This window comes from Methylosinus sp. is20ea, from assembly GCF_059718135.1.
The window spans coordinates 462,595-465,925 of record NZ_AP046088.1; the positions used below are offsets into that span (position 1 = coordinate 462,595).

Sequence of the window (3,331 nt, forward strand, 5' to 3'; positions counted from 1 at the left end):
AAGCGCTGAAACGTCGGAGAACGAATATCCTCGTCGCGCCCGTTATAGGCGCGGCGGCGTCACGGACCGCGCGAAACCATTCTCGCCCCATCCATTGCGAAGAGCGAGCAGGGACGTAACAGACAGCGCGCCGACGCCCGAGCTCAACGGCCATAGCAAAGCACCTAGTTCGACGCCCTCGCGAAGCAGGCAAAAAGCGAGGCTCGTCGTCAAAAGGCCGAAGCCCGCCGCCCGGGAGCCGAGCCGCATTAAGCGCGGCAATTCGGCTCGACCCGACACTTCCCGCCAATGGCGCGGGAGAGACAGGGCGATCGCCAGAAAGCCGAGCGCAGCAGCCCCGAATGATGCGAGCAATGGGATTTCAGACATGGGTTTCGTTCACCTGCCGGATCCGAAAATCTCGTCCCGCACGCGTCGATTCCGAGGCGATGCGCTTTGCCGCCACGGCCGCTATCAGCGAGCCCGACAACAGCCCCAAATCCGTGCCGCCGATCGCCCATCGGCCATGAGCGAGGCTTTCAGCGAGATGGTCGCCGGTGGTAATCCAATTCAAGATCGGCGCCGCGCCCGCCAGCGCGCACACCGCCCAACTCTCATCTCGCCAAGCGGACCGCGCTCGGCCTCTCGACACGCGCCAGCCCGCGTAGAGCGCCGACGCCGCCCAAATCGCGAAAAAAGCGGCAACCTCCCATTGCGCGCGGCCAGGCGTCGCGATCGGGAGAAGCCGGTTGACGACGAAGAAGCCGAAGGTCGCCGACAATAGTCCAGGAATCGCCGAGATGGCCGCCGTTTCCACGATGCGAACGCCGGTCGGATGCGGCTTCGCCTTCCGCTTTTCCATCCAGATGACGAAGCCGGAGGCGATGACGACGCAGCCGCCGAGGCCGGCCAAGAAGTAGAGCCAGCGCAACGGCCAATGGTCGAAGCGCAGCAGATGCATGCCCCAGATGAAGTCGACGGTCGACTTGGCCGGTCCGGCGACGCTCTGCCTGAGCAGCCGGCCTGCGCGATCGAAGAATATCGACTGGCCGTCGTCGCGGACGCGATCCTTCGTCATCCGTCGCCATTCGACGACCGCGTTGGCGTCGCCGGCGTTGACGACACGCAGCAGCGTGGCCTCGCCATCGCCCCAGCGCCGTTCGGCCTCCGCGCGCATGGCGTCGAGCGAACCGAGTTCGCCCGGCGCCCCGGCCTTGCGAAGGCGAAGAGCGCCGCTCGCCTCGTCGAAGAAAACGTCGGCCTTGCCCGGATAGGCGGCCTCGATGCCGGCCGGAAGATAGACGGCGGAAAAAATGACGAGGCCCGAAAATGGAATGGCGAGAAGGAACGGCAGGATCACGACGCCGATCACGGCGTGAAGATCGAAGCTGCCGCGCAGCAGCGTTCCATTCGGCCGATAGGTGAAGAAATTTTCGAAGATGCGCGTACGAATGATAACGCCGGATATCGACAGCACGAGCATCGCCATCGCCGCCGCGCCGACGACCCAGATGCCGACGTTCCAGATGCGGATGAGCAGGCTGTAATGAAATGGATAGAAAAAGCGGGTCGCGCCGAGCGTTCCGCTATCCGGCAGAATGTCTCCATTGACTGGATTGATGGCGATATTGCGGGCGCCCTGTTTGCCGCGAAAGCCGAGCTGCGCAAACGGCGTCCTTTCGTCCGGCAGAACGAGACGCCATTCGTCGGCTCCGGCGACGAGCGCATCGATTCGCGGACGAAGCGAATCGAGCGAGATCGGCCCGCTCGGAGCGGAAAGCCGTGTCGCGGGCATCATCCAGCGATCGATCTCATGATCGAACACCGAAAGGCTCCCCATGAAGAAGATAGCCAGGAAAAGCGGACCGAGCGTCACGCCGGACCATGTATGCAGCCAGTTCATCGAACGGCGCAGGGTCGGGAACATCAAAGAAGATCTCTCGCCAGACGAGAGGCCCAGACGAGCGCGCCGCCGCCGCCGACCAGCGCCAGCCAGACGCGATGCAAGGCCGGCGTGCAAAAAGACCAGAGAAGAACGAAAAGATAGAGCGGAAAGCCGAGCAGCGTGGCGATCATCACGCTCTCGCTGCGCGCGACGCCGGCTGCGATCAGCAACAGCGTCGAGCAGGCGACAGCGCCCGACGTGAACGCATAGCCACCGAATATGGCGCCCAAGATACGCAAGGCGATCGCGCCTTTGCCCGGCGCCATAGCGCTGTCGATCATCGTCTCATTTCCGCTCGCGCCGCCTCGGCGTCGCACGCGACGCACAAGATCGCCGCACCGAGGAAATCTAATGTACGCCGATCCGCCTCGCAACGTGCATGTTCTGGACGGATTCCAAACTTCGCGGCCGCCACCGGAAGCCTCTCCTTTATGCGAAGGCCGCAGCCAATGCGACGGCTATGTCAGCGTGCGCAGCCTGCGCTTCGGGAAGCAGCGCGGCCATGCGCAGGAAGTCATGCGTCATCCCCTCATAGATTCGTAATGTGACTGGCGCGCCGGCGGCTTCGAGCTTTTGCGCATACGCCAATCCTTCGTCGAGCAGCGGATCGAATTCGGCGAGCGCGACGAAGGCCGGCGCGACGCGGCTCACCTCCGGCGCGAGCAACGGCGAAAAGCGCCAATCCACAAAATCATCCGCGGCGCGCGCGTAGAGCGCGTGGAACCAGCGCAGCGTCTGCGCCTCGAGCAGATAGCCTTCCTCGAACAAATCGATCGAAGCCGAGGCGCAAGACGCGTCCGTCACCGGATAGAGCAAAGCCTGCAGGATTGGCGCGACGCCGAAGACCGCTCGGTCGCGGGCGGCCATGATCGCCAATACGGCGGCGAGCCCGGCTCCCGCGCTGTCGCCGCCGACCGCGATCCTACGGATGTCGACCGCGAGTTCCGGGCCTGCCGCCACGACATGTTTGAAGACGTCGACGGCGTCCTCGACGGCGGTCGGAAATTTGTGCTCGGGGGCGAGGCGATAATCGACGGAAAGGACCGCGCAGGGCGTGCGCTGGGCCAGCGAGCCGCACAAGGCGTCATGCGTGTCGAGGCCGCCGACGACATAGCCGCCGCCGTGGAAATAGAGCAGCAACGGGCGCTCGCCCGTCGAAACGAGCGCGCCCGGAACGTAGAGCCGCGCCGCGATCGCGCCGCCGTCGCGCGTCGGAACCGTGACCGCCTTGCGCTGCACGCCATCTTCCCCGGATGTATCGAGCGCCCTCGACGCCATCGCGAACTCGCGCCGCGCTTGGTCCGGCGTGAGGACGTGCAGCGGCCGCGTTTCCCCACTGCGTCGTCCGACGTCGACGAGATCGAGAAACGCCGCGAGTTCCGGATTCAATCCCATCTCGATTTTCCT

The 3,331-nt window shown here is 64.7% G+C and carries 4 protein-coding genes; all 4 read right to left on the reverse strand.

The features are described 5' to 3' along the window. Positions 1 to 42 precede the first annotated feature (42 nt). Entirely contained in the window at positions 43 to 369 is a 327-nt protein-coding gene (locus AC6IY7_RS02260; RefSeq protein ID WP_497781391.1) for a DUF3325 domain-containing protein, read from the reverse strand. Next, positions 362 to 1,906, reverse strand: a complete 1,545-nt coding sequence (locus AC6IY7_RS02265) for a PepSY-associated TM helix domain-containing protein (RefSeq protein WP_497781393.1) — start codon at positions 1,904 to 1,906, stop codon at positions 362 to 364. The genes AC6IY7_RS02260 and AC6IY7_RS02265 overlap by 8 nt, the downstream gene beginning before the upstream one ends. Then, positions 1,906 to 2,205: a hypothetical protein gene (locus tag AC6IY7_RS02270; protein ID WP_497781394.1), complete on the reverse strand. Its 300-nt coding sequence runs from the start codon at positions 2,203 to 2,205 to the stop codon at positions 1,906 to 1,908. Before AC6IY7_RS02270 ends, AC6IY7_RS02265 begins: the two co-directional genes overlap by 1 nt. Positions 2,206 to 2,353: 148 nt before the next feature. Next, complete coding sequence (locus AC6IY7_RS02275; protein ID WP_497781395.1) at positions 2,354 to 3,319, reverse strand: alpha/beta hydrolase; 966 nt, start codon at positions 3,317 to 3,319, stop codon at positions 2,354 to 2,356. Positions 3,320 to 3,331 lie beyond the last annotated feature (12 nt).